21 protein-coding genes are annotated in these 26,526 nt (G+C 65.6%); 13 read left to right on the top strand and 8 right to left on the bottom strand.

What is annotated here, in order from left to right; translation table 11 throughout:
- Positions 1-55: 55 nt before the first annotated feature.
- Both murI and hemA read left to right on the top strand, forming a co-directional pair.
- Positions 56-853 (top strand): glutamate racemase, encoded by a 798-nt coding sequence (murI, locus tag AAIO73_RS14380; RefSeq protein WP_345878896.1) that lies wholly within the window; start codon positions 56-58, stop codon positions 851-853.
- Between the two features lie 318 nt (positions 854-1,171).
- Complete coding sequence (gene hemA / locus AAIO73_RS14375; protein WP_345878895.1) at positions 1,172-2,416, top strand: 5-aminolevulinate synthase; 1,245 nt, start codon at positions 1,172-1,174, stop codon at positions 2,414-2,416.
- Positions 2,417-2,519: 103 nt separating this feature from the next.
- Here the strand turns inward: hemA and AAIO73_RS14370 are convergent, their stop codons facing one another.
- From AAIO73_RS14370 to AAIO73_RS14360, 3 genes are all read right to left on the bottom strand, one after another.
- Entirely contained in the window at positions 2,520-3,230 is a 711-nt protein-coding gene (locus AAIO73_RS14370) for a GGDEF domain-containing protein (RefSeq protein ID WP_345878894.1), read from the bottom strand.
- Between the two features lie 233 nt (positions 3,231-3,463).
- A complete protein-coding gene (locus AAIO73_RS14365) occupies positions 3,464-3,937 on the bottom strand; it encodes a DUF3429 domain-containing protein (protein WP_345878893.1) in 474 nt (157 codons plus the stop codon).
- The gene (locus AAIO73_RS14360; RefSeq protein WP_345878892.1) at positions 3,930-4,397 is read right to left on the bottom strand and encodes a hypothetical protein; all 468 of its coding nucleotides are present in this window, start codon (positions 4,395-4,397) and stop codon (positions 3,930-3,932) included. The genes AAIO73_RS14365 and AAIO73_RS14360 overlap by 8 nt, the downstream gene beginning before the upstream one ends.
- 73 nt (positions 4,398-4,470) lie before the next feature.
- Here AAIO73_RS14360 and rpiB point away from each other — a divergent pair, with 73 nt between their 5' ends.
- The 8 genes from rpiB (at position 4,471) to AAIO73_RS14320 (ending at position 13,739) form a co-directional block, all read left to right on the top strand.
- Positions 4,471-4,911 carry a ribose 5-phosphate isomerase B gene (gene rpiB / locus AAIO73_RS14355; protein ID WP_345878891.1) on the top strand — a complete coding sequence of 147 codons (441 nt, stop codon included), beginning with the start codon at positions 4,471-4,473 and terminating at the stop codon, positions 4,909-4,911.
- A gap of 81 nt (positions 4,912-4,992) precedes the next feature.
- A complete protein-coding gene (glyA, locus tag AAIO73_RS14350) occupies positions 4,993-6,288 on the top strand; it encodes a serine hydroxymethyltransferase (RefSeq protein WP_345878890.1) in 1,296 nt (431 codons plus the stop codon).
- A gap of 9 nt (positions 6,289-6,297) precedes the next feature.
- Positions 6,298-6,453: a hypothetical protein gene (locus AAIO73_RS14345; RefSeq protein WP_345878889.1), complete on the top strand. Its 156-nt coding sequence runs from the start codon at positions 6,298-6,300 to the stop codon at positions 6,451-6,453.
- A 54-nt stretch (positions 6,454-6,507) separates the two neighbouring features.
- The gene (nrdR, locus tag AAIO73_RS14340) at positions 6,508-6,969 is read left to right on the top strand and encodes a transcriptional regulator NrdR (RefSeq protein WP_345878888.1); all 462 of its coding nucleotides are present in this window, start codon (positions 6,508-6,510) and stop codon (positions 6,967-6,969) included.
- A 149-nt stretch (positions 6,970-7,118) separates the two neighbouring features.
- Entirely contained in the window at positions 7,119-8,156 is a 1,038-nt protein-coding gene (locus AAIO73_RS14335; RefSeq protein WP_345878887.1) for a TrmH family RNA methyltransferase, read from the top strand.
- 66 nt (positions 8,157-8,222) lie between these two features.
- Positions 8,223-9,236: a glycoside hydrolase family 5 protein gene (locus AAIO73_RS14330; protein WP_345878886.1), complete on the top strand. Its 1,014-nt coding sequence runs from the start codon at positions 8,223-8,225 to the stop codon at positions 9,234-9,236.
- Between the two features lie 428 nt (positions 9,237-9,664).
- Positions 9,665-11,107 carry an NAD(P)/FAD-dependent oxidoreductase gene (locus AAIO73_RS14325; protein ID WP_526023814.1) on the top strand — a complete coding sequence of 481 codons (1,443 nt, stop codon included), beginning with the start codon at positions 9,665-9,667 and terminating at the stop codon, positions 11,105-11,107.
- Positions 11,108-11,213: 106 nt separating this feature from the next.
- On the top strand, positions 11,214-13,739 hold the full coding sequence (locus AAIO73_RS14320; RefSeq protein WP_345878884.1) for a TonB-dependent receptor domain-containing protein: 2,526 nt from the start codon (positions 11,214-11,216) through the stop codon (positions 13,737-13,739).
- Between the two features lie 257 nt (positions 13,740-13,996).
- Here the strand turns inward: AAIO73_RS14320 and AAIO73_RS14315 are convergent, their stop codons facing one another.
- From AAIO73_RS14315 to AAIO73_RS14295, 5 genes are all read right to left on the bottom strand, one after another.
- Positions 13,997-15,142 carry a glycoside hydrolase family 68 protein gene (locus AAIO73_RS14315; RefSeq protein ID WP_345878883.1) on the bottom strand — a complete coding sequence of 382 codons (1,146 nt, stop codon included), beginning with the start codon at positions 15,140-15,142 and terminating at the stop codon, positions 13,997-13,999.
- Between the two features lie 27 nt (positions 15,143-15,169).
- Positions 15,170-17,275, bottom strand: coding sequence for an alpha-galactosidase (locus AAIO73_RS14310; protein WP_345878882.1), 2,106 nt, complete (start codon positions 17,273-17,275; stop codon positions 15,170-15,172).
- Positions 17,272-18,621, bottom strand: coding sequence for an MFS transporter (locus tag AAIO73_RS14305; protein WP_345878881.1), 1,350 nt, complete (start codon positions 18,619-18,621; stop codon positions 17,272-17,274). Before AAIO73_RS14305 ends, AAIO73_RS14310 begins: the two co-directional genes overlap by 4 nt.
- A gap of 105 nt (positions 18,622-18,726) precedes the next feature.
- Positions 18,727-19,752 (bottom strand): histone deacetylase family protein, encoded by a 1,026-nt coding sequence (locus AAIO73_RS14300; RefSeq protein WP_345878880.1) that lies wholly within the window; start codon positions 19,750-19,752, stop codon positions 18,727-18,729.
- Positions 19,749-20,600 carry a type 1 glutamine amidotransferase gene (locus AAIO73_RS14295; protein ID WP_345878879.1) on the bottom strand — a complete coding sequence of 284 codons (852 nt, stop codon included), beginning with the start codon at positions 20,598-20,600 and terminating at the stop codon, positions 19,749-19,751. The genes AAIO73_RS14300 and AAIO73_RS14295 overlap by 4 nt, the downstream gene beginning before the upstream one ends.
- A gap of 138 nt (positions 20,601-20,738) precedes the next feature.
- Here AAIO73_RS14295 and AAIO73_RS14290 point away from each other — a divergent pair, with 138 nt between their 5' ends.
- The 3 genes from AAIO73_RS14290 (at position 20,739) to AAIO73_RS14280 (ending at position 26,286) form a co-directional block, all read left to right on the top strand.
- Positions 20,739-22,340 carry a tetratricopeptide repeat-containing sulfotransferase family protein gene (locus tag AAIO73_RS14290; RefSeq protein WP_345878878.1) on the top strand — a complete coding sequence of 534 codons (1,602 nt, stop codon included), beginning with the start codon at positions 20,739-20,741 and terminating at the stop codon, positions 22,338-22,340.
- Positions 22,341-22,468: 128 nt separating this feature from the next.
- Positions 22,469-24,982 (top strand): TonB-dependent receptor, encoded by a 2,514-nt coding sequence (locus AAIO73_RS14285; RefSeq protein ID WP_345878877.1) that lies wholly within the window; start codon positions 22,469-22,471, stop codon positions 24,980-24,982.
- Positions 24,983-25,002: 20 nt separating this feature from the next.
- On the top strand, positions 25,003-26,286 hold the full coding sequence (locus tag AAIO73_RS14280) for a Xaa-Pro dipeptidase (protein ID WP_345878876.1): 1,284 nt from the start codon (positions 25,003-25,005) through the stop codon (positions 26,284-26,286).
- Positions 26,287-26,526 lie beyond the last annotated feature (240 nt).

Here is a 26,526-nt window from a genome sequence, read left to right as displayed (position 1 = left end):
GGGTTCGGCGGCGGCATGCAACGCGGCCGGCTACGCCAAAGGGAGTATGCCCGTCATGGGCCAGACGACGCAACCGATCCTGTTCTTCGATTCGGGCGTCGGCGGCCTGTCGGTGGTCGCGCCGACTCGCGCGCTGCTGCCGACCGCGCCGATCGTCTATGCCGCCGACTCGGCCGGCTTCCCCTATGGGACCAAGAGCGAGGCGGAGATCGCGGCGCGCGTGCCGGCGCTGCTCGGGCGGCTGGTCGAACGCTATCGCCCGCGCCTCGTCGTCATCGCCTGCAACACCGCCTCGACCATCGCCCTGCCGGTGGTCCGCGCCGCGCTCGACGTGGCGGTGGTCGGCACGGTGCCGGCGATCAAGGTCGCGGCGGAACGCTCGCGCAGCCGGGTGATCGGCGTGCTGGGGACCGAGGCGACCGTCCGCCAACCCTATGTCGACGATCTCGCCGCGCGCTTCGCCGGGGACTGCACCGTGCTGCGCCACGGATCGGCGGCACTGGTCGAACTGGCCGAGAATGCGCTGGCCGGCACCCCGCCCCCACCCGCGACCGTCGCCGCCGAACTTGCCGGGCTGTTCGACCAGCCGGGGGGCGAGCGCATTGATGTGATCGTCAACGCCTGCACCCACTTCCCGCTGCTGGAGGACGCGATGCGCGCCGTCGCGCCGCAGGTCGCCTTCGTCGACGGCGGCCCCGGCATCGCCCGCCGCATCGCCGCGCTGACCGCAGGACAACCCTTCCCTGACGCCCCCTCCCCCGGGCGACTGGTCTTCACCCGCCTGGGCGAACGCGAACGCAGGGTCGCGGCGGGGCTGGAGTCGCAGGGATTCGGATCGGTCGAGGCGCTGTAGGTTCACGCGAAAGCGAAGCAGGTTATTTGCGCGCAAAGGCGCAAAGGACGCAAAGGGGTTACGACCGGGGTCCATCGTTTCGCGTAAACAAAACCTTGCCTCGCATTTCGAACGCCGGACGACGGATCGCTCCGCGATCGATGGCAACAAGTGCAACCCCTTTGCGTCCTTTGCGCCTTTGCGCGAACCAAAATCCTTTCGCGCCTTCGCCTGAACCTCCTCCCCGACCACCTGAGACAAAATGTCCAAGCCGGTCGATCACCGTAACCGTTTTTATTCGCTGGAAACGCAGCCTTTCAACAGGTACACCCCCGCCCCATGAGCATCGACGCAGTTCCGGCCCGCTCGGTCGATTACAACCGTGTCTTCGCACAGGCGATCGACCGCCTGCACGAGGAAGGGCGCTACCGCGTCTTCATCGACATCCTGCGCAACAAGGGGCAGTTCCCCAATGCGCGCTGCTTCGCCGGGCATAACGGGCCGAAGCCGATCACCGTGTGGTGCTCGAACGACTATCTGGCGATGGGCCAGCATCCCGCCGTCATCGCGGCGATGGAGGAAGCGCTGCACGATGTGGGCGCAGGCTCCGGCGGCACCCGCAACATCGGCGGCAACACGCATTATCACATCGACCTCGAGACCGAACTCGCCGACCTGCACGACAAGGAAGCGGCGCTGCTCTTCACCAGCGGTTATGTTTCGAACGAGGCGACGCTGTCGACCATCGCCCGTATCCTGCCGGGCTGCATCATCTTCTCGGACGAACTGAACCACGCGTCGATGATCGCGGGCATCCGCCATTCGGGATGCGAAAAGCGGGTGTTCCGCCACAACGACCTCGCCCATCTCGAGGAATTGCTGGCCGCCGAGGACCCGTCGGTGCCGAAGCTGATCGCGTTCGAAAGCGTCTATTCGATGGATGGCGACGTTGCGCCGATCCACGCGATCTGCGACCTCGCCGACAAATATAACGCGCTGACCTATCTCGACGAAGTCCATGCGGTCGGCATGTACGGCCTGCGCGGCGGCGGCATTTCCGAACGCGACGACGCGGCATCGCGCCTGACCATCGTCGAAGGGACGCTGGGTAAGGCGTTCGGGGTGATGGGCGGTTACATCGCCGCCGATCGCACCGTGATCGACGTGATCCGCTCCTATGCGCCGGGCTTCATCTTCACCACCAGCCTATCGCCCGTGCTGGTCGCCGGCGCGCTCGCCAGCGTCCGCCACCTGAAGGCGTCGACCGCCGAGCGCGAGGGGCAGCAGGCCGCCGCCGCGACGCTTAAGACGCTGTTCGCCGATGCCGGGCTGCCGGTGATGGACACGACTACCCATATCGTGCCGCTGATGGTCGGCGATCCGGTAAAGGCGAAGCGGATCAGCGACATATTGCTGCGCGAATATGGCGTGTACGTGCAGCCGATCAATTATCCGACCGTGCCGCGCGGCACCGAACGGCTGCGCTTCACCCCCGGCCCCGCGCACGACACGGCGATGATGCAGGAACTGACCGCCGCCCTGGTCGAAATTTGGGGCCGGCTGGAACTCCGCAAGGCGGCGTAACCCGATCCTCCCGGGCACCGGGAGGGGGACTGTCGGAACGCGGCGCGGAAACGTGGCGCGATGCCCCCCCTCCGCCATCGCCGTGCCGGGCACGCAAGCAACGCTACACTGCCACCCGGTTACCGCCGGACAGCATCGCGCCCTGCAACTTGGCGCGTGCTTCCTCGATCACCCATTGAACATCGTTATTCTGATCGGCCACGATCGCCGCCGACGCCGTCACCTTGCCGATCGCCTCGCCCGATCCGCGCAGCTTGAACTTGCGACGTTCGAGTAGCAGCAGCGCCTCTTCGGCCTGGGCGAGGACCGCGGCCCGGGTCTGCCCCGGCACGGCGACGATGAACTCGTTGCCCGACCAGCGGATCGCTTCATGCTCGGGAAAGCTATTCGCCAATTTGCTCGCGAAGGCGTTGAGAATATTGTCGCCGACCGAATTGCCATATTGCCGGTTGATCCCGACCAATTTGTCGATGCCGAACATCACCAGCACATAACGTTGATCCTGCGCGGCAATCTGATCGAGCACGCGGCGTGCGCCGGTCTGGTTGAGCGCATGGGTCAGTTCATCATGCTCGGCGTCGACTGCACCGCCGCGACCGCGTTCGACCGTGGCAAGCAATGCGGCGACCTGTTCGCGCAATTCTGCGACGTTGCGCTCGGTCGCGGCTAGTCGCCCGGCGATCGACGCCTCGTCCGTCGGCGCTTCCGCAGCTTGCGAACCTTCGCCGCGATCGGTGATTTCGGCAGCATGCCGACGGCCGATCTCCGCGAAGCGGGTATCGCTCAATTCGCCATTGTCGATCGACGTATTCACGTCCCCGGATAAGTTTCCGTACGCCCCGGACAGATGAGCGAGTGTCGTTGCGTAGTTGAGCGCGTTCGGCTCAAGTTGGTTATATTCTAAAAACGCCAGCGCTTCGCGCGCATGATCGAAACCTATCCGCATGAATCATGCAGATACTGCGTTGATTGCGTTTTGCAATCAGTAGTTTACCGGGGAAAGACAGAGATAGTTCAGAAACCGGCAATATGGTTCTTTTGCCCGCGTCACGGCTGGGCGAGCAACCCGGTGAGCAGCGTCAATGCCGCCAGCCCCACTGACAACGGCATCCGCAGTTTCATCCACCATGGCGGCACATGCCCGGCCCGGACGAGCGCCATGTCGACCAGCAGCGATCCCAGCAGTCCGGCCGCGACGATCGCCGCCGCCGACAGCACCGACGCGAACAGCACCGCCCCCGCCGCCAGCGCGACCAGGCTGGGCACTACGGCGATCGCCAGCCACAGCGTCAACGCCGCGCCGGTCACCCGCGCCGACACCGCGCCCCACCACATGCCGCCCAGAAAGCTCAGGATCAGCGCCGCATAGAACAGCGCGAGCGCCAGCATCATCCCGCCCTTGGCCGGATCGATCAGCCGGACCGCGACCGCGACGATCGGCGGCAACAACCCGGCATAGCCCAGCAGCAGCGCCGCGATCGGCGGGCGGACGACGGGTACCGGATCGATTGCGTCAGCCACGGCAATATCCCTCGCCCTGCTTGACGATCAGACAGTCCTGCTTGCCCGCCAGCCATTTCAGCCCGGTCGCATCGCCGCCCCCCGGCCGCAGCGTCAACGTCTCGCCGTTCCGCTGGAACCGGATACCCTCGGGCGTCACCGTCCCGACGAACGCGCCCTTGTTGTCGAGGTCGTACTGCATCTCCAGCTTCACATCGCCCTGCGCCGGATCGCTGACGACCAGATACATCCCTTCGACGCCCGTCCAGCGCCCCAGATAATGGTTCGCACCCGGCGTCGCCGTGGCGCTGGGCGTCGGTGTCGGGGTGGGCGTGACCGGCGGGGTCGGCGCCTTGGGCGCGGGCAGCGGCGTGGCGGCACTGTTCTCGATCGCGGCCTGGGTCGCGGCTCCTTCGCTGCGCCGTTCGGATGCGCCGCATGCGCTCAACGCAAGCGCCGCGACGATGATCGTTCCACGCATCCTTGCCATCCCCTTCGCCTATATCGTTGACCTCAGCCTAGCGCCCGGCGATCCCGACGGCTAGAAGCGACGCATGGCCCGTATCGCAATCGCATCCGACCACGCCGCCCTAGGGCTCAAGGCAGAACTCGCCACTTGGTTGCAAGACCAGGGGCACGAAGTCGCCGATCTCGGCCCCACAGAAGCGGCAAGCGTCGACTATCCCGACTATGGTTACAAGCTGGCACAAGCAGTTAGCGGCAAGAACGCTGATTTTGGCGTCGCGCTGTGCGGATCGGGCATCGGCATCTCGATCGCGGTCAATCGCGTCGCGTCATGCCGCTGCGCGCTGGTATCGGAGCCGTTGTCGGCCTCGCTCGCTCGCGAACATAATGACGCCAACGTCATCGCGATGGGCGCGCGGATGATCGGCAGCGAAATGGCGAAGGCGTGCCTGACCGCCTTCCTCACCACCCCGTTCGGCGGCGACCGCCACCAGCGCCGCGTCGACAAGCTCGGCAATCCGCCCGCCTGAAAACCCGATTCCCCGGGTGGCAATTATGTGACGTGGGCAGTAAAGCGCGCGCGACCTCTTTCTCAGCGGGAGCCGCGCCCCATGACCGACCAGTTCCGCCCCGACGGTTTCTTCGAAACCAGCCTTGCCGATGCCGATCCCGCCGTGTTCGCGGGCGTCACCCACGAACTGGAGCGCGAACGCTACCAGATCGAGCTGATCGCATCGGAAAACATCGTGTCGAAGGCGGTGTTGCAGGCACAGGGCTCGGTCTTCACGAACAAGTACGCCGAGGGCTATCCCGGCAAGCGTTACTATCAAGGCTGCCATCCCTCGGACGAGGTCGAGCAGCTGGCGATCGACCGCGCCAAGCAGCTGTTCGGCTGCGGCTTCGTCAACGTCCAGCCGCATTCGGGCGCGCAGGCGAACGGTGCGGTGATGCTGGCGCTGACCAAGCCCGGCGACACGATCATGGGCATGAGCCTCGACGCCGGCGGTCACCTGACGCACGGTGCCAAGGCGGCAATGTCGGGCAAGTGGTTCAACGCGGTCCAGTACGGCGTCGACCGCGAAACGCACCTGATCGATTACGATCAGGTCGCGGCCCTCGCGCGTGAACACCGCCCAACGCTGATCATCGCCGGCGGCTCGGCCTATCCGCGCCATATCGATTTCGCCAAGTTCCGCGCGATCGCCGATGAAGTCGGCGCGAAGTTCATGGTCGACATGGCGCATTTCGCCGGCATCGTCGCCGCCGGCCTGCACCCCACCCCGTTCGGCCATGCCGATGTCGTCACCACCACCACGCACAAGACGCTGCGCGGTCCCCGTGGCGGCATGGTGCTGACCAACGACGAAGCCATCGCGAAGAAGATCAACTCGGCGGTCTTCCCCGGCCTTCAGGGCGGCCCGCTGATGCACGTCATCGCCGCCAAGGCGGTCGCGTTCGGCGAAGCGCTGCGCCCCGAGTTCAAGGACTATATCCGCGCCGTCGTCGAAAACGCGCAGACGCTGGCCGCCACACTGAAGGATCGCGGCGCGAACGTCGTTGCCGGCGGCACCGACACGCATCTGGCGCTGATCGACCTCACGCCGCTCGGCGTTACCGGCAAGGACGCCGACGAGGCGCTGGAGCGCGCCGCGATCACCTGCAACAAGAACGGCATCCCGTTCGATCCCCTCCCCCCGGTCAAGACCAGCGGCATCCGCGTCGGGTCGCCCGCCGGCACCACCCGCGGCTTCGGCAAGGCCGAGTTCACCGAGATCGGCCATATGGTCGCCGACGTGCTCGACGGCCTGCGCGCCAAGGGCGAGGCCGGGGACCCGCAGGTCGAGGCGGACGTTAAGGCTCGTGTTCGGGCGCTGTGTGAGCGGTTCCTGATCTATCCGGGTCTGTAAGGAGGTCGCATGGTGAAGGACAAATCGGTCGGCAAGAGCATGGCGAAATGGGGCGCGCTGGGCGCGGTCGTCGCCATTCCGGTGCCGTTCGTCGGCCCGCTGATCGGCGCCGCCGCCGGTGCGGGCTATGCCTGGTACAAGGCGAACAAGAAGCCGCGCTACTGACGCGCCCCGCCCGCGCCGCTACCGGGTGGCGCGGGTGGTTTGACAGGATGACAAATGCGCTGCCCGTTCTGCGCCCATGACGACAGCCAGGTAAAGGACAGCCGCCCCAGCGACGACGGTGCGGCGATCCGTCGGCGGCGGCAATGCACCGGCTGCGGCGCGCGCTTCACGACGTTCGAGCGCATCCAGCTGCGCGACCTGACCGTCGTGAAGTCCGGCGACCGTCGCCAGCCGTTCGACCGCGACAAGCTGCTCCGCTCGGTCGCCACCGCCTGCCGCAAACGCCCGATCACGCCCGCGCAGGTCGAACGCCTCGTCTCGGGCATTCAGCGCCAGCTGGAAACCACCGGCGACAGCGAAATTCCCTCGGGCAGGATCGGCGAACTGGTGATGGAGGGGCTGCAGGGCCTTGATCCAGTCGCCTACATCCGCTTCGCCAGCGTCTACAAGGACTTCCGCGAAGCGAAGGATTTCGAGGAATTTGCCGGCACGGTCGGGGACGCGGCGAAGGGGTAAGGCCCCTTCCCCCCACCCCGTTCGGTTCGAGCAGCTTCGAGCCTGTCGAGAAGCGTCCGTCGAGAACGCAGTCGTTCGGGGCACCCCCTTCCCCCGATCCGGTTCGCCCAGTATCGAACGTGGCTGAAACCCGCCCGAGAAGGCCTCCCATGTTCCACGTCTACATCCTGAAATGCTCGGACGGCACCTACTATACCGGCCACACCGACGACCTCGACCGCCGCATCGCCGAGCATCAATCGGGTGCGATCCCCGGCTACACCGCCGATCGCCTGCCGATCGAACTGATGTGGAGCGAAACCTTCCAAAGCCGCACCGAAGCGCTGGATCGTGAAGCGCAGGTCAAGGACTGGTCGAAGAAGAAGAAGGAAGGACTGTTCCGCGGCGACTGGTCGACCGTGTCCACGGCGGCGAGTTCTCGACGGGCGGATCTCGACAAGCTCGATCCTGCTCGAACCGAACGGAATGAGAGCGGCGCCCCCGTCATCGTCCTCGTCCGCCCCCAACTCGGCCAGAATATCGGCAAGGCCGCGCGCGCCATGCTGAACTTCGGCCTCACCGAAATGCGCCTCGTCGCCCCGCGCGACGGCTGGCCCAATCCCGAAGCCGGCCCCGCCGCCAGCGGTGCCGACAGCGTCCTGCGCGACGCCACCGTCTACGACAGCGTTGCCGATGCCGTCGCCGACTGCGCGCATGTTTACGCCACCACCGTCCGCAAGCGCGGCATCACCAAGCCGGTCGTCACCCCCGAAGCCGCCGCGCAGGCGATCCGTGCCGAAGCCGGTCGCTCGGCGATCTTGTTCGGCCCCGAACGCTCGGGCCTCGAAACCGACGACGTGGCCCTCGCCCGCACGATCCTGACCGTGCCGATCAACCCCGAATTCGGCTCGCTCAACCTCGCGCAGGCGGTGATCCTCGTCGCCTATGAATGGTCGAAGGGGCAGGAGCTCGCCAGCCCGCCGGTCGTCGACCTCGGCGAACCCGCCCCGCACGAGGAGTTGGAGGGCATGATCGGCCAGTTGGACGACATGCTGGAGGCGGCACGCTTCTTCTTCCCGCCCGAACGCGCCGCCACATCGCGCCGGACGCTGCGCACGCTGCTGACCAAGCCCGGCTGGACGTCGCAGGAAGTGCGCACCATGCGCGGCGTGCTCTCGGCGCTCGATGGAGCCAAGCGGCGGCGCTGAGCGCGATTGAACGGCGGCGCAGACCGCGATAGCCTCGCGCGTCCGCTCCGTCCGAAAGAACCCCGTATGCGCTTAAAATTGCTCGCCCTTTTCGCCGCCGCGCTGATCGTGACACCGTTGTCGGCTGCCCCCGCCCAGACCCCGGAACCGGCATGGCAGGCGGCAGCGAAGCTGAAGCGCGGCGTCAACATCATCGGCTACGACCCGCTCTGGCGCGACCCGGCCAAGGCGCGGTTCCAGACAAAGCATTTCACGATCATCAAACAGGGCGGCTTCGATTTCGTCCGCGTGGTGTTGCAGGCGTTCGAGCATATGGACGCGCAGAACCGGCTGGATCCGCAATGGCTCGCAACGCTCGACCGGGTGGTGAAGGAGGCCACTGCCGCCGGCCTGACCGTCATCCTCGACGAACATGACTTTAATCGCTGTTCGGCAGCGCCCGATGCCTGCGAACCGAAACTGATCGCCTTCTGGCAACAGATCGGCGAGCGCTATCGGGGTGCCCCGACCACCGTCTTGTTCGAACTGCTCAACGAACCGCACGCGCCCCTCGACGCCGCGCGGTGGAATGCAATGCTTGGCCGACTGATTCCGGTCGTGCGCGCGACCAATCCGAACCGGACGCTCGTTATCGGCCCCACGCGCTGGAACAATCTGGAAGAACTGCCGACGCTCGACCTGCCGAAGGACGACCGGAACATCATCGTGACGTTCCATTCCTACGAACCCTTCCGGTTCACCCATCAGGGCGCGCCATGGGCTGAGGATATGGCCAAGGTCAGCGGCGTCCCCTTCACCGCTGCCGACGAAGCCCGGATTAGGGCCGATTACGACAAGGTCGCTGCATGGTCGAAGGCGAATAACCGCCCGATCCTGCTCGGCGAATTCGGCGCCTATGACAAAAGCGGCATCCCGATGGAGGCCCGCGTCCGCTACACCACCGCCGTCCGCCGCGAGGCGGAGGCGCATGCCTTCCCCTGGGCCTATTGGCAGTTCGACAGCGATTTCGTGGTGTACGACATCGACAAGGGCCAATGGGTCGAACCGATCCGGCAGGCGCTGGCGCCGAAGGGGAAGTAGGCGGTTCTTCTGCACTTGCGTCGCCCCGGGCTCGACCCGGGGCCCCGCTACTGCTGCCGCCAGCGCGCGACGAATATTCCGAACCGTTCGTGCTGAGTAGGGGCTGAGCTTGTCGAAGACCCGTATCGAAGCATCTGCCACCAGCGGTCCTTCGATACGCCCTTTCGACTTCGCGCAATGGCTACTCAGGACGAACGGACGAATTGGCTAACGTCACGTCATATTACTTTACGAAGGACGGGACACGGGGCGACGTTATCCGCCAGACAAACGCCCTCAACCAACCGCACTCGATTGCAGTCCACCTCAACCCCCACTAAACTTCCCCCGAACCGCGGCAAACGCGGACCGATGGAGAGTGCAGCGTGGACCAACCGCAATCGGCAATTCGCTCGATCCTGATCGTCGGCGGCGGCACGGCGGGGTGGATGACCGCGGCGGCCCTCTCGCACGCCCTTGGCAAACGCTGCGCGATCTCGCTGATCGAATCGGACGAAATCGGCACGGTCGGCGTGGGTGAGGCGACGATTCCGCCGATCAAGCTGTTCAACGACACGCTCGGCATCGATGAAGCTCAATTCCTGCGCGAGACGAAGGGCAGCTTCAAACTAGGCATCGAATTCGTCGACTGGGCACGGCGGGGGCATCGCTATTTCCACCCGTTCGGCACCTTCGGCAAACCATTCGACCTGGTCGCGGTGCATCAGCATTGGCTGGCGGCGCGTGCCGTCGGATCGCCCGTCCCGCTCGACGACCTGTCGATGGCATGGGGCGCGGCCAAGCACGGACGCTTTGCCCGACCGATGGCCGATCCGCGCAGCGTCGCCTCGACCTTCGACTATGCCTATCATTTCGATGCCGGCCTCTACGCCGCGTTCCTGCGCCGCTATGCCGAGGCACGCGGCGTCGTCCGGGTCGAGGGCAAGGTCGCCGACGCCGCGCTGGCGGGGGATAGCGGCAACGTCGCGTCCGTCACGCTGCACGACGGTCGCACCCTCGCCGCCGATCTGTTTGTCGACTGTTCGGGATTTCGCGGGCTGCTGATCGAGGGAGCACTGGCGACCGGCTATGACGACTGGACGCACTGGCTGCCCTGCGACCGGGCGGTGGCGGTCCCCTGCGTCACCGGCGGCGACGGCCTGACCCCCTTTACCCGATCGACCGCGCATGCGGCGGGCTGGCAATGGCGCATCCCGCTGCAACATCGCACCGGCAATGGCTATGTCTATTGCAGCCGCCATCTGTCCGACGACGAAGCGGCGACCACCTTGCTGGCCAACCTCGATGGGAAGGCGCTGGCCGACCCGCGCTTCCTGCGCTTCACCACCGGGCGGCGGCGGCGTTTCTGGAACCGCAACGTCGTCGCGATCGGGCTGTCGAGCGGGTTCATGGAGCCGCTCGAATCGACCAGCATCCACCTGATCCAGACCGGCATCGCCAAGCTGCTCGCCTATTTCCCGACGCGCGATTTCGACCCGCTGCTGATCGACGAGTATAACCGCGTCGCGATCACCGAATATGAACGCATCCGCGACTTCCTGATCCTGCATTACAAGCTGACCGCGCGCGACGATGCGCCGTTGTGGCGTGACTGCGCGGACATGGCGGTGCCCGATACGGTCGCGCTCAAGATCGCGCATTTCCGCCATGGCGGGCGTCTCGTCGCGCGCGACATGGACCTGTTCGGCCCGCCCAGTTGGCTGGCGGTGCATATTGGCCAGCTGAACGATCCCGTGTCGCTCGACCCGTTGCTCGACACCACCAACAGTGCCGGCTTCGTCGATCGGCTGGCCGGTGCGATCGAGTCGATGGCGCGATCGATGCCGATGCATGCGGCATTTCTGCAACAGATCGGCGCAACCACGCTTTAGTCCCAAACCGTTAATACAATCCTTTGCATTACCGCTTGCAAACGATTGCGGCGGGTATATGTAGCAGCCATAGGCCCCGTCAGGGAGGCCGTTCAGGAGGGTTGCCATGAAACTGCCGGTTCTGCTTGCGTGCTCGTCGCCGATTGCTCTGTTGGTCGCATCGCCGGCCATCGCCCAGGTCGGCGCGCCTCAGGCGCAGACGACCAGCGAAGCCCCCGGCGCGATCCCCGATCCGGCCGAGGCGACCGACGAAATCGTCGTCACCGCCAGCAGCGGCGAACGCTCGCGCTTCCGCAGCTCGATCTCGGTCACGCAGCTCAGCAACGACGCGATCACCAATTTCACGCCGCGCTCCGAAGCCGAAGTGTTGCGCAACATCCCCGGCCTGCAGCCCAGCGACACCGCCGGCCCCGGCGGTAACGCGAATATCGGCGTGCGCGGCATTCCGGTGTCGACCGGTGGTTCGGAATATGTGGCGTTGCAGGAAGACGGCCTGCCCACCGTCCTGTTCGGCGACATCAACTTCGGCAACAACGATTACTGGCTGCGCTTCGACCAGAATGTGCAGCGCGTCGAAGCGGTGCGCGGCGGTTCGGCCTCGACCTTCTCCAGCCAGGCGCCGGGCGCGGTCATCAACTATCTGAGCAAGACCGGCGACAAGGCCGGCGGCCAGGTCGCCTATTCGAACGGCATCGGCTTCCGCGAACACCGCGTCGATTTCGACTATGGTGCGCCGATCAACGATACGCTGCGCTTCCATGTCGGCGGCTATGCCCGCAACGGCGGCGGCCTGACCAACGAACGCTTCAACATCCTGCGCGGCTATCAGATCAAGGCGAACATCACCAAGGACCTGCCCGACGGCCGCGGCTTCGTCCGCCTGTATTTCAAGCGCCTCGACGAACAGGCCCCGACCAACACCACCACTCCGTCGATCGCGACGCTGGACGGGAACAAGGTCACCGGCTTCGCCCCGCTGCCGACCTTCGACGGGCGCGACGGGTCGTCCTATTCGATCTACAACCGCCGTTTCCAGTATCTCGACTATGACGGCGGCGGGCTGCGCAGCGCGGAGATCCAGGGCATCCATCCGCGCGTCACCGGTCTGGGCGCACAGTTCCACTACGACCTGACCGACAATCTGACGCTCGACAACGTCATCCGCTATCAGTGGATCAGCGGCAACTTCACGACCCAGTTCATCAATGTCGCAACGCGCACCGGTGCGGGCGGCGTGATCGGGTCGACCGTCAACGGACAGGTCGTCGGTTCGGTCCGCTATGCCGCGGGTCCGAACCAGGGTCAGCTCTACACCGGGACCTACATCAACAATAATCCGAACATCAACACGTTGATGAAGAACATGAACAACTTCGCCAACAACCTCGCGTTGAACGGCAAGTTCGATCTGGGCGGCGGCAAGGCGACCTTCTCGACCGGCGTGTTCGTCATGAAGCAGAACATCGAGCAGGACTGGCACGTCAACCGCAACTTCGCCGAGATCAACGGTGAGAATGCGGCGCCGCTCGACCTGTTCTCGACGATCGGCACGCAGTTGACCGCTGCCGGTCAGGCCGGGTTCAACGACAATTGGGGCAGCTGCTGCGCCCGTCGCGTTGATCTCAGCTACACCGACGTCGCCCCGTTCCTGCAGGTCGGCTATGAAACCGGCGGGCTGAACCTCGACGCCTCGGTCCGCTACGACAATGTCAGCGGCAAGGGCACGGCACAGGGCGGCGTCGCCGGCCCGACCGTCCGCGCCAGCGACGCACTGGGATCGGCGCTCCTCCCGTCGCTGGTCCTCAACCCGACGGTCGAGAATATCGATTACAGCGACAGCTATGTCAGCTGGTCGGTCGGTGCGCTCTATGCCTTTAGCGGCAATACCAGCGCCTTCGCCCGCGTCAGCCGCGGCGGCCGCTTCAACGCCGATCGTCGCGTCCTGTCGGGCAATTTTAACGCCGACGGCTCGCTCAACGCGCAAGGGGAACAGACCTCGGTCAACTTCCTCAACCAGCAGGAAATCGGCCTAAAGCAGCGCGGCAGCGTGATGGGCGATGCGTCCTACACCGTCGAGATCACCGGCTTCCGCTCGACGCTCACCGAAAACAACTACGACTTCACCCGCATCAACAATCCGGCCCCGAACAACGACCCGAACATCTCGAACGGCTATCGCTCGTTCGGCGTCGAGTTCTCCAGCCGCCTCAACTACGGCAACTTCCACCTCGCCGCCGATGCGACCTATTCGAATTCGAAGATCGTCAGCAGCGCGACCGCGGCGCTGGTCGGCAACCGCCCCGGCGGCCTGCCCGAATTCCTCTACGTCATCTCGCCGTCCTATGACGCCGGCGTGGTCGCGTTCGGCGTCAGCGTGAACGGACAGACCAGCACGCCCTCGGACGATTTCAACCTCTACACGATCAAGGGCTCGACCTTCGTCAACGGCTTCGTCACCGTGCGCCCGGTCGACCGGATCGAACTGGGGCTGAACGTCAACAACCTGTTCGACAAGCTCGGCTTCCGTGGCGGTGGCAACCTGAACCCGGTCCTGTCGTCGACCAGCGCCGTGTTCAACAACACCGCGCTTTATGGTCGGACCGTCACCGGCTCGATCCGCTACCGTTTCTAACCCCCTCCCAAGCCTGACGGGCGGCACGGCTTCGGCCGGGCCGCCCTTTTTTTGTGCGCGGCGCGTGGCGGCCTCCACGCCGCAAACGTCATCCCAGCGCAGGCTGGGATCTCCCAATGACAGCACGGAGCAGGAGCCGCGCGAGGCCCCAGCCTGCGCTGGGGCGACGCATTTGGCAAAAGGCCCATAACCGGACACAAAAAGGGCGCCGCCGGACCCAACCGGCGACGCCCCACGCCATCCAAAGCAAGACGACCTCACATCGTCCAGCGCGCCCTGTCCCCGTCGAGCACCAGCCGGAACCACGGCGCCGCCGTCCCGCCGAAATGCTTGCGCCGCGTCGCGCCATCAGCCGGCTCCACGCCGTTCAGCCCCACCGAATCGGCAAAGCTAATCACGTCCAACTCGCCGGTCACCCACCAGCAATAGGCCTGATAGGGTTCGGCCGCCGGATTGCCCGCGACCAGCCCCGACCCGTTGAGAGGCACCCACGGCCCGGCCATGCTGTCCGCGACCGCGCCGTACAGCCCGGTCGGCGCCCCGGCCCCGTCGACGAACCGCTTCGCCTGCGTCGACCAGAACAGATAATAGCGCCCGTCGACCAGCACGATATGCGGCCGTTCCAGCTCGCTATTGACCCCGATCGATTCGAGCAGCGGCGCGGCCAGCCGCCACGGCTGATCCGCCGCATCGCGCCGCGCGACGCCGATCACCCCGTCATGCACGTCGTCGACCCAGCCCGCCGATCCGACGAACAGCAGATATTCGGCGCCATCGGCGGGATCGCGGAAATAGCCCGGATCGCGAAATCCCTTGATCCGGCCTTCGATCGCTTCCGCCTGATCGGCGCGTAGATAGGTCGCGCCATCGGCGGCGATCGATTCGACCGGCACCGACCAGTCGCCGACCCGGCCATCGGCAAAGCGCCCGACGCTTTCGAACAGGCGCTGTTCGAACGTCCGCGCCTGCCCCCGCCGCCCCGATGCGGTGAAATACATGGTCAGCGTCTCGCCATCCTCGCCCAGCACCGCCGATCCCGACCATTCGCGGCTGCCCGGCGTGAACCCGTCGGGAAACGCATCGCCATGGTCGCGCCAGCCATCGGCGCCATGGCTGGTCAGCCGGATGCGCGCCGCATCGTGCCGGTCGTCAGGATCGGCGAATTGCGGCGTGATCAGAAAGAACCAGAAACTGCGCGCGTCGACGAACGCCGTCCGCCCATCGGCATAGGCGATCTGCCACATGTCCCACACATCATGCCCCGGCACCACCGGGACCAGATCGTCCAGCGAGAAGACCGGCAGCGCCAGTTCCGGCTGATCGGCGGCCTGTCGCGCGGCATCGATGCTCCAATGGGTCGGCAGCGGCTGATCGGCGGCGGAACGGCGGGCGGGCATGGTCATGGGTAGTGCTCTCGACAGGAAAGGGGTTCAGACGGCGGTGATGGCGAACAGCGCGACGCTCTCCGCCTTCATCGCCGGGATCGGCAGGCCGGCAGCGGCAAGCCAGTCGCCGTCGAGCACCACGCCCTCGCCGCGCATCGCGGCAAAGACGGGCGCATCGGGCAGCGGGTGACCGGGCACGGTGGCAAGATTGAGCAGACGCACCCGCACCCGCGCCGTGCCGGCCAAGGGCGGGACGGGCAGCGGCAGCGGGTGGCGCACCGTCATCGGCTGCACCTGCGTCACGCTCAGCAACAGGTCGCCCGGCACCCCGTGCATCTGCCAGAGCAGCCCGTCGCCGCCCTCGCCCATCCACAGCCGGCCATGGTGCAGCCGGTCGCGCAACGCCTTGTAGCGCTCGATCGCGGTCGCCAGCGTCACCGCATCGGCCGGCGCGATCGCCGCCGGGTCCAGCTCGACCCCGAAATGACCCGGCAGCGCCACGGCGGCGCGGAACGCCATGCTCTGGCTGCGCCCGGTCGAATGCGCCGGGCTGGCGCCGACATGCGACCCCATCATCTCGGGCGGCAGGAAATGCAGAAAACCGCGCTGCATCGCGACCCGGCTGACCGCGTCGATACAGTCGCTGGTCCACATCCGGTGCGTCCGCGTGGCGATGCCGGCATCGCTGCGCCCGCCGCCCCCGGCGCATGCCTCGATCTCGACCGCCGGATGCGCCGCGCGCAACCGGTCGATCAGCGCATAGGCACCGACGACTTGGGCATGATAGCCCGCCCGCCCCCGCGCATCGCCCGCCGGCGCCAGATCGCGGTTATGATCCCATTTCAGATAGGCGATCGGCAGGTCGCGCAGCAGCGCGTCGATCGCGTCGAACAGAAAGTTGCGAACCTCCGCCCGTCCCAGATCGAGCACGAGCTGGTTGCGCGACGTCAGTTTCGGCACCCCGTCCAGTTGCAACGCCCAATCGGGATGCGCGCGCGCGAGGTCGCTGTCGGGATTGACCATTTCGGGTTCGACCCACAGCCCGAACTCCATGCCGAGTGACACGACATGCTTGGCCAGCGGCTTCAACCCGCGCGGATATTTCACCGGATCGGCGACCCAGTCGCCCAGCGCGGCCGTATCGTCGCCGCGCCCGGTGAACCAGCCGTCGTCGAGCACGAACCGCTCGACCCCCAGCCCCGCCGACCGATCGGCTAGCGCCATCAGCGCCGCCTCGTCATGGTCGAAATAGAAACCTTCCCAGCTATTCACATGCACCGGGCGCGGGCGCATCGCCCCGCCCCATGGCGCGCGCGCACGGACGGCGGCGTGGAATGCCTGCACGGCCCCGTTCAACCCGGCGGTCGAACAGGTCGCCAGCATCTCCGGCGTCGCATAGGTCTCGCCCGGCGCCAGCCGGATCTCGCCCGGGGCCAGCGCCTCGCCCATCTGCAATACCCAGAACCCGTCATCGTCGCGCTCGATCGACAGCCGGTGATTGCCCGACCATGCCAGTTGCGCGCCATGCACCCGGCCATGGTGCCAGCCCGCATTCGGCCCGACTACGAACAGCCCCGGCGGCCCGGCATGGCCGGTCAGCCCGCGCCGGTTCTCACGGACCCAGCCATGCGCCGGCATCGCCTCGTCGTTGCACACGAACTCGGCATTGTGTCGCCCGGTGAAGCTGCGGATCGTGGCGCTGTCGCCGGGCAGCGGCAGCGTCCCCGCCGCCAGCCATTCGATGTCGAGCACCTCGTCACCGTCATTGGTGACGCTCGCCGACAGGGTCAGCACGTCGCCGGCCAGCACGATGCGCTGCACGACGGTCACCCGCGCAGTCCGGTCGGTCAGCGTGACGGTGACGCGGTCCGACTCCTCGGCGATGGCGACATCGTCGAACCATTGCGCGAACGCCTGCCCCCCGCGATGTGCGCGCAGCGCCGCCGGTCCGAACCAGTCGGTGCCATAGCTCGGCACCAGCGTCAGCGGCTGGTCGCGATCGAGCGAGAAGGACGCCTGCGGTCGCGTGTCAGCCAGCGGCGGCAGCGTGTCGGCATCGACCCGCGGCCCCCACCATCGCCACAGCGGCGCGGCATCCGGCTGCGCTTCGAGGATCAGGCTCGACGCGTCGCCGTGCAGTGCGATGGTCACGCCGCCGCCTTGTGCGTCGCGCCGACCGGCAGCCCTTGCGCATTGCGTTCACGCACCGTCCACACCGCCGCCGCCGCCGCGAACATCAGCACCCCGCACAGCGTCAGCACGTTGCGCGGATCGCTGCCCAGCAGGCTGTCGTAGAACAGCCACATCGTCCCCGAGAAGATCAGCATCGGGATGACGATCATCATGTTGAAGATGCCCATATAGACCCCGGTCCGCTCGGGCGGGATCGATCCGGCGAGGATCACGTAAGGGTTGCCCATGATGCTGGCCCAGCCGATGCCGATGCCGATCGCGGGCAGGAACAACATCCATTTTTGGGTGACATGCGGCAGCCAGACCATGCCGATCCCGGCGAGAATCAGGCAGATGGCGTGCAGCCCGGCCGCGCCCATCCGCTTGGCCAGCGGCACCATCGCGAACGCGGCAAGGAACGCGACGCCGTTATAGAATGCCGCCATCTCGCCATTGGTCAGCACCGCCGAATGGAAACCCGTCGATGTTGCCTCGGCCGTGCCATAGACCGACCGGCCGATCGAATAGATGACGTACGCCCAATAGGCGGCCATCGCATACCATTGGAACAGGCTCATCAGCGCCAGCTTGCGCATCGCCAGCGGCATGTCGCGGATCGCCGATCCGATCTCCTTCAACATCGCGCCCAGCCCCTTCGGCTCGGCAGCAATGCGGGCGCGCTCTTCCGGGGCCAGCGGCAATTCGGGCACGCGCCAGATCGACCACAGGATCGTCGAGAAGCTCAGCACCGCCCCAACCATGAACGCGATCCGCGCGGTATAGGGGATGTTGTGGGCGTCGACCCAGTCCTGGTTCATCCCCGCCCACACCAGCAGCGACGGGGTCAGGAACGCCAGCATCTGCGCCGCGCCGGTAAACGCGCTCTGCGTCAGGAACCCGACCTGATGCTGGTTCTCGTTCAGCCGGTCGCTGACATAGGCACGATACGGCTCCATCGTGATGTTGTTGCCGGCGTCGAGGATCCACAGCAGCGACACCGCCATCAACAGCGATGAACTGAGCGGCATGAAGAACAGCCCCAGCGCGCACAGCACCGCGCCGAGCAGGAAATAGGGGGTTCGCCGCCCCCAGCGACTGTCGGTCCGGTCGCTCAGCGCGCCAATCAACGGCTGTACCAGCAGGCCGGTCATCGGTCCGGCCAGTTGCAGCATCGGGATCGTCGCCTCCGACGCGCCGAGGTAACTGTAGATCGGCGCCATATTCCCCTGCTGCAACCCGAACGAGAATTGCAGGCCGAGAAAGCCCAGATTCATCTCTAGGATGCGGGGGAGCGACAAATGGGGTTTGGAAGCGGGTACGCGCATCGGACATCCTCATGGCTGACGCCCGTCTTCGCGAGCCTGGCCACCCGCTATACCAGCTTTGCCGGCGCTGACAACAATCGATTGCGGAACTGCCGACAAATGGCGTTACGTGGCACCTTCGTCACCTTCGAAGCCCGACAGGAACGCCGCGACATTCGCCCCCAGCGCCTCGACGGCATAGCCGCCCTCCATGACGATCGCCGCCGGCAGCCCCGCCGCGCCGATCATCCGCCCCATTTCGGCGAAGTCCCCGGTCTCCAGCGCAAAACCGGCAATCGGATCATGGGCATAGGTATCGGCGCCGAACGACACGACCAGCGTTTTGGCACCCCACTCCGCAATCGCCGTCAGCGCCTGCGCCAATGCCGGGCGATATGCCGACCAGTCGGTCCCTCGCGACAAGGGCAGGTTAAGCGTAGCGCCCGCCCCGGCCCCCTCGCCCCGCTCGTCGCCATGCCCCCAGTAAAAGGGATAGTCGGTGCGCGGATCGGCATGGATCGACGCGAAGAACACGCTGCCGTCGCCGAGGAAAATGTCCTGCGTGCCATTGCCGTGATGATAATCGACGTCCAGCACCGCGACTGGCCCTAGCCCTTTGGCCGTCGCCCGCCGCGCCGCGATCGCGGCGTTGTTCAGGAAGCAATAGCCCCCCAGATAATCGGCACCCGCGTGATGTCCCGGCGGCCGGCACAGCGCGAAACTGCTGCGTGCCCCCTCCGCCAGCGCATCGACGGCGCTGACTGCGCATTGCGCACCCCAATAGGCTGCGTCCCAGCTTCCAGCGGTGATCGGCGTCGAGGCATCCATGCTGAACGCGCCCAGCCGCGCTTCGATACGCGTGAGGTCCAGCGCCCGCCGATGCCGCACCGGAAAGGCATAGCCGATCGCCTCGCCCTCGCGCCCTTCCCGAACCCAGTCGTCCCACGCGGTCCGCAGGAACGCCAGATAGCGTGCATCATGCACCGCCGCGATCGGCTCCGCTCCATGGTCGCGCGGCGCTTCCCATCGTCCCAGCGCACCCGCTATCGACCGCGCGCGCCCCGGCGTCTCGGCATGGACCGCCCAACCGCCATTGTGGAACTCCCGCCCGGGCGCATGGGCGAGCTGGCGATCGTCGAAGAAGCATCTCATCCCACCTTGTTCCGCAGCATGGGGAGATGGGCAAGGAAATTGGCGATCTCGCGCCGCCGGTTGGCCTCGACTGCCAGTTCGTCGCCGACGCCCAGCTTCCACCGCGTCGGGCCATGGTCCGGATCGGCATGCAGCCGTTCGAGCAGATCCGCCTGATCGGCGACGTCGCCCGCGTCCGCCGCCAGCCCTTGCGCGACCAGTTCCTCCGCCTGCGCCCGCAGCGCGACCGCAATCTCTTCCAGCGACAATTCGGGGTGATATTGCACGCCCCAGAACACGCCACCGGCAAAGCGTATCTCCGCCGCCTGCACGCCGGTGACAGAATTTCCCGCTAACAGAACAGCATCCGGCGGCAGGACTTCAACCTCATCGCCATGAATCGCCCCAGCCTCCCAAACCCTCCCCCGTCCGGCCAGAAGCGGATGGTGCCGCCCGGCCTCGGTCGCGAGGATGCTACGGGCGACGCCTGCCTCCATGCGCCGCGGCATCCGACGGACCTTCCCGCCCGCCGCCGCCACCGCGATCTGCAGCCCGGCGCACGACCCGAACGACGGCACGCCCGCCCCGAACACCGCGCGCATGAACGCCAATTGCCGCGCAACCTCGGGCGTCTCGTCATAAACATGCATCGGCGAGCCGGTGAGGAACACGCCTTCGAATGTCCGGAAGTCGTCTTCCGAGAATATCGGCGCGTCGTCATCGGCGGGTGCGACGATGGTCACATCGGCATCCGGCGCCATCTGCCGAAGCGTGGCCGCATAGGTTTCGCCTGCGCTTTTCCCCGTCCTGCGTCGACGCGCCTCGCGCTCGTCCGGTAATTCGCTCTGCGCGATAAGATATTGGGGCAAATGGCATCCTTTGGCGACCTGTCAGCCGCTGAACGCGCGCACGACCGGATCGTCGCATTGTCCGGAAGCGGGCTGCCGATATGGTTCCGCCGAACCGCTCGCCTTGATCTAGAGGTTGCATGATGGTTTCTACGACGCATGACGCCGCAGCAGCCATTGCCCCCCTACCCCCGATGGCATCCCCGTCTGGTCGATGCTGCGCTGGCACTGCACGACAATCGTCTGAACGAAGCCGAGCCGCTGCTGCGTCAGCATCTGAAGGCCAACCCGTTCGACGCGCGCGCCATCCGGATGCTCGCCGAACTCGCCGGTCGGATCGGGCGCTACAAGGATGCCGAGACGCTGCTGCGGCGGGCGCTGGAATTGTCGCCGACCTTTCATGCGGCGCGGGCCAATCTCGCGATCGTATTGTACCGCCTCAATCGCCCGATGGACGCGATCGCCGAACTCGATCTGCTGCTCGAGGAGGAACCCGATCATGTCGGCCACGCCAATCTGAAGGCGGCGGCGCTCGGCCGGATCGGCGGGTTCGAAGAGGCGATTTCGCTGTACGAAACCGTGCTGCGCGATGCGCCGCAGCAGCCGCGCGTGTGGATGAGCTATGGCCATATGCTCAAGACCGTCGGGCGGCAGGCAGACGGCGTCGCCGCCTATCGCCGCGCAGTCGCGATCACGCCGTCGCTCGGGGAGGCATGGTGGAGCCTCGCGAACCTTAAAACCGTCGCGTTCGACGACGCCGATATCACCGCGATGACCGATGCGCTGGCCCGCGACGATGTCAGCGTGGAGGATCGCTTCCACCTCGATTTCGCGCTCGGAAAGGCGTTCGAGGACCGCCGCCGGGCCGAGGCAGCGTTCGCGCATTATGAAGCGGGCAACCGGCTACGGCGCACCCGCATCGTCTATGACGCCGACGAGACGGAGCGCTTTGTCGACGACAGCATCGCAACCTTCGACACCGCCCTGATCGCGGCGCGCGCGGGGATGGGATCGATGGCCTCGGATCCGATCTTCATCCTCGGCATGCCTCGTGCCGGATCGACGCTGATCGAACAGATATTGTCGAGCCATCCTTTGGTGGAGGGTACGTCAGAACTGCCCGACGTACCCGCCCTTGCGCGGAGCGTCACCGAGTATCCACGAGGGTTGTCGGCGCTGGATGGCGAACGATTGCGCGCGATGGGCGACGACTATCTCCGCCGTGCTGCGGTGCAACGTCGATCCGACCGGCCCTTCTTCATCGACAAACTGCCCAACAACTGGGCGCACCTGCCGCTGATCTTGCTGATGCTGCCCAATGCGCGTGTCATCGATGCCCGTCGCCATCCGCTCGGCTGCTGCTTCTCCAACTACAAACAGCATTTCGCGCGTGGTCAGGCCTTCAGCTACGACCTTGTCGATATGGGGCGTTACTACCGCGACTATGTGCGGTTGATGGCGCATGTTGACCGGGTCGCTCCCGGACGCGTCCACCGCGTTTTTTACGAGCAGATGGTGGACGATACCGAGGGGGAGGTGCGGCGCCTGCTTGCGGCCTGTGGGCTCGACTGGGACCCGGCCTGCCTCGCCTTTCACGAAACGCGCCGCGCCGTGCGCACGGCCAGTTCCGAACAGGTGCGCCGACCGATCTATCGCGACGGGACGGAGGCGTGGAAACCCTTCGATCGTTGGCTGGAGCCGCTGCGCGACAGCCTCGGCCCGGTGCTGACCACCTACCCGGCGATACCGCCGTTCGACTGAGCGGTACGCGCGAGCGTGGTAAAACTGTCACGCTGCACCTGCGAAATGATGGTGGGAAATGGCGTGATATTGACGTCCGGAAGCCGCTTGTTAGCGTTGCGTAACTTTATGTTACAACGGGGGCTTTGATGCGGTCGATCTGTCGTGGAACGCTTGCAACGGCTTTGCTTGTTTCGTCGGCGCTGACGTCCGCAGCGGCCCTTGCCCAGTCAACCGACAGCCCGGCCTCGACACCGACCGCAGACGCGGCAGCTGGCGAACCAGAGCAGGATGAGATCATCGTCACCGCGCAGAAGCGCGACGAAAGCATCCAGACGGTACCGCTCAGCATCCAGGCGATCGGGACGCGCCGGCTCGATCAGCTGAACGTCACCAGCTTCGCCGATTATTCGCAACTGCTACCGTCGGTCGCGTTCCAGAGTTCGCAGCCGGGGGTCACCACCGTCTATATGCGCGGTGTCGCCAGTGGCGGCGACGGCAATCATTCGGGCTCGCTCCCTTCCGTCGGCGTCTATCTCGACGAACAGCCGGTGACGACGATCGGCGGCACCCCCGACATCCATATCTACGACGTCGCCCGTATCGAGAGCCTCGCCGGACCGCAGGGGACGTTGTACGGCGCATCGTCCGAAGCCGGTACGATCCGCATCATCACCAACAAGCCCGATACCAGCGGCTTCTACGGCCGGATCGATGGCGAGGCGAACACCGTGAAATCGGGCGGTCAGGGCGGCCGGCTGGAGGGGATGCTCAACATTCCCCTGTCACAGAGTGCGGCCCTGCGCGTGGTCGGTTTCTATCAGCATGACGCGGGCTTCATCGACAACGTCCCCGGCACCCGCAGCTTCACCGGCGACATCACCGTCGACAATGCCGAGTTCGTCGAGAAGAACTATAACGACGCCGACATCTGGGGCGGTCGCGCGGCGCTGAAGATCGATCTCGACGATAGCTGGACGGTAACGCCGACCATTCTCTATCAGGAACAGCGCAATCACGGCAGCTTCGGCTATGATCCGAAGGTCGGCGATCTTCAGGTCCAGCATTTCTTCCCGGAATATCGCCGCGACCGTTTTGCGCAGGCGGCACTGACGATCGAAGGCAAGCTGGGCAATTGGGACCTAACCTATGCCGGCGCCTATTTCGATCGGCGCGCGCTGCAGTCGTCGGACTATACCGATTATGCCGAAGCGTATGATTCGCTCTACGCGTCGGTAGGCGGCATCGCGGGCTATTTCTACTTCCTCAACAATGCCGGGCAACAGATCGATTCGCGTCAGCGGATCATCGGCACCGACCACTTCAGGAAGATGAGCCAGGAGCTTCGCATCGCTTCGCCGCAGGACGAACGGCTCCGGCTGGTGGCGGGTGCCTTTTATCAAAGGCAGAGCAACCGCATCGGGCAAGATTATCGCGTCGCCGGCCTTGCCGACAATCTGTCGGTGAATGGTCGTCCCGGCACGCTGTGGCTGACCGAGCAATATCGCGTCGACAAGGATTATGCCGTTTTCGGAGAAGCCAGCTACGACCTGTTGCCGAAGCTGACACTGACCGCCGGTGCGCGTGCCTATATCTTCGACAATTCGCTGATCGGCTTCTTCGGCTTCGGTCGCGACCTCGACGGTCCGCCCTATAATGCGGCGGGTAGTTCGCGGACGGGCGTCGCCGGATGCTATACGACGACCGGCGCGCTGTTGCGTGACAACCCCGGCGGAACATTGTTTCCCGCCGCCGTCAGCGGCAGCCCCTGTACGAACCTCGCCCAGTTCGATGGGCGTTCGCTGTCGCCGCGAAGCGTCGATGGGCAGGGCGTCACCTATCGTCTGAATCTAAGCTGGAAGCCGGCTGACGGGCTGTTATTCTACGGTACCTGGTCCAAAGGCTTCCGACCCGGCGGTATCAATCGTCGCGCGACGGTTGCACCCTACGCACCCGATTTCTTGACCAATTACGAGGCGGGGTGGAAGACGACGTTGCTCGACGGTCGGTTGCGCTGGAATGGTGCGGTCTATCAGCAGAATTGGGACGCATTCCAATTCTCGTTCCTCGGCGCCAACAGTTTTACCGAAATCCATAATGGTCCCGACGCCCGTATCCGTGGCATCGAAAGCGATATCAGCGCCTATCTCGGCGGGCTGGCGCTGACTGCCGCGGGGTCGTACACCGATGCGAAGACGAAGCGGAACCTCTGCGCGATCGACGATCCGACCTTCACCTGCGCCGGTGAGGGTAATTTCATCGCCGCGCCGACCGGCACCCGGTTGCCGATCACACCGCGTTTCAAGATCAGCGGGAATGCGCGCTACACGGTCCCGATCGGTAGTGCCAAAGGCTATGTGCAAGCGTTGGTAACGCATCAAAGTTCGGCGTCGTCCGACATCCGCACCGCCGTCGTCGAAACCGGGACCGGCGATATCGTCAATCCGGCGTTGCTTACCGGCCGGCTGGCCGCATTCACGACCGCCAATTTCTCGGTCGGGCTCGATCTGAAGACCTATACGTTCGAAATTTATCTTCAGAACGCCTTCGACGAACGCGCGCAATTGTCGCGCTTTCAGCAGTGCGGCAGTTGCTATCAGCGGCCTTACATCGTGACGAACACCCCCCGGACGATCGGCATCCGCGCCGGCGCTCGCTTCTGACCGCTTTCGAAAGAACGTTGATGCGCACCCTAGCCTGTCTTTCGCTGGTTTTCGCTCTGATTGCAGCGCCCGCGGAAGCGAAAACGGTGGTGGTCACCGCGGCGCATATGGTCGACGTCCTGTCGGGAAAGCGCGTCGACGATCCGCAGGTGACGATCGTCGACGGTCGCATCCGCACCGTCGGCCGCCGCGGCGATCCGGTTCCGGCGGGGGCGGAGCGGATCGATCTCGGTGCGCGCACCTTGCTGCCCGGGTTGATCGACATGCACGTCCATCTGACCAGCGACCCGACCCTCAGCGGGTACAAGGTGCTGGAATTCACCGACAGCTACTGGACGGTCGTCGGGGTTGCCAACGCCCGCCGGACCCTGAATGCCGGGTTCACCACCGTGCGCAACGTCGGATCGAGCGACTATGCCGATGTCGGGTTGAAACAGGGGATCGATCGCGGCGAGATACCCGGACCCCGCATCGTACCTGCAACCTACGCGCTCGGCGTGACTGGTGGCCATTGCGACGCGACCGAGTTCCCGCCATCCGTCAGCGTCCCGCAGCCGCAGATCGCCAATTCGCCCGACGGCTTCCGCGCGGCCGTGCGGACCGTCCGCAAATATGGCGCTGAGGTCATCAAAGTGTGCATGACCGGGGGCGTGCTGTCGAAGACCGACTCGGTCGGCGCGCAGCAGCTCCGCTATGACGAGATCAAGGCGATCGTCGACGAAGCGCATATGCTGGGCATGCGGGTCGCGATCCACGCACACGGTACCGAGGGTATCAATACCGGCCTGCGCGCTGGCGTCGACACGGTCGAGCATGCCAGCCTCGCCGATGCGACCTCGTTCAAGCTCGCCAAGGACCATGGCGCGTGGTTCGTCATGGATATTTACGACGACGATTATATCCTCGCCGAAGGGGCCAAGAACGGCGTCTTTGCCGAAAGCCTCGAAAAGGAACGCCAGATCGGTCGCAAGCAACGCGAAACCTTCCGCGCTGCGCATGCTGCGGGCGTGAAGATGCTGTTCGGGACCGACGCGGGCGTCTACCCCAATGGCAACAACGCGCTGCAATTCGCCAAGATGGTCGAATGGGGTATGACCCCGATGGAAGCGATCCAATCGTCGACCAGTAGCGCTGCGCAAGCGCTAGATCGCACCACCGACGTCGGCGCTATCGCAGTGGGCCGGTATGGCGATCTGATTGCCGTGGATGGCGACCCCCTGACCGACGTGCGGACCCTTGAGCATGTCGCGTTCGTCATGAAGGGTGGCGATGTCGTCGTTCGGCCGGGTGAACCTACCCGCTGAGAGCATCGACAATCGCGGTGAGGCCTGATGCGGTCGCTGTTCGGCTGCCGAAACGCTGCGCTGCGTTGCGATGTTTGTGCTCGAGACGCGTTGCGACGAGTTCGCTATGGGGTGGTGGGGTGCGGACGTGATGCTGTGCTTTGCCCCTGTGCTGCGGTGCTGATCCGGACGAGTGGGCCGATGCGCGGAGCGGCAAGGCGTTTTCCGACATCGTCTGGGTTGGGCATTGTGCGCTGCTGC

The organism is Sphingomonas epibiotica (genome assembly GCF_039615155.1).
Taxonomy (GTDB): domain Bacteria; phylum Pseudomonadota; class Alphaproteobacteria; order Sphingomonadales; family Sphingomonadaceae; genus Sphingomonas.
This window is presented reverse-complemented; position numbering and strand designations above follow the sequence as displayed.